1 protein-coding gene is annotated in these 628 nt (G+C 63.7%); it reads left to right on the plus strand.

Annotation, left to right across the window (positions count from 1 at the left end):
- Positions 1–57: 57 nt before the first annotated feature.
- The coding region (locus tag GQF01_RS00205) for an AMP-binding protein (RefSeq protein WP_161404594.1) at positions 58–628 on the plus strand (571 nt) is incomplete at its 3' end.

The following is a 628-nucleotide window of genomic DNA, read 5'->3' on the forward strand; positions in this document are numbered from 1 at the left end:
TTAACGTTGGCGGGGCGTGTCACACAGAGGCCGGAAGGGAAGCTTAGCGAGCTGGGCTTGCTGACAGAGGCGGAGCAGCGGGAAGCGGCCTTAGCTTTAAGCGCGATGGATGTTCCGTATGCGGACAACATGATGCTGGATGAACTGGTGAGCGAGCAGGCGAAGCGAACACCGGAACAGATCGCGGTGATCCACGGCGAAGAGCAGATGAGCTACGCCGAGTTGGAGGACTGGTCGAACCGCTGGTCGCATCATCTCGCAGAGCGGGGCGTCCAGCCGGGCGACCGCGTCGGCCTCAGCGTGCAGCGAGGCATGCTGTCCGTGATCGGGATGCTGGCGATCCTCAAGGCGGGGGCGGCTTATGTGCCGCTTGATCCCGAGGATCCGAAAGAGCGCAAGCAGGACGTGATGCGCCGTGCGGAGCTGGTGGCGGTGGTCACCGATGCAGAAGCGGACTTCGCAGACGAAGCGGTTGCGGTCGTGCGTCTGGATCACAGCGCCACCGCGCTGCGCTGCGCGAACAGTCGGCCTAAGGTGCAGCGGAGTTCGCGGGATTTGGCGTACATCATCTTCACCTCCGGCTCGACGGGCGTGCCCAAAGGCGTCATGATCGAGCATCATGCGGCTG

Source organism: Paenibacillus silvestris (assembly GCF_009882985.1).
GTDB classification, from domain to species: domain Bacteria; phylum Bacillota; class Bacilli; order Paenibacillales; family NBRC-103111; genus Paenibacillus_E; species Paenibacillus_E silvestris.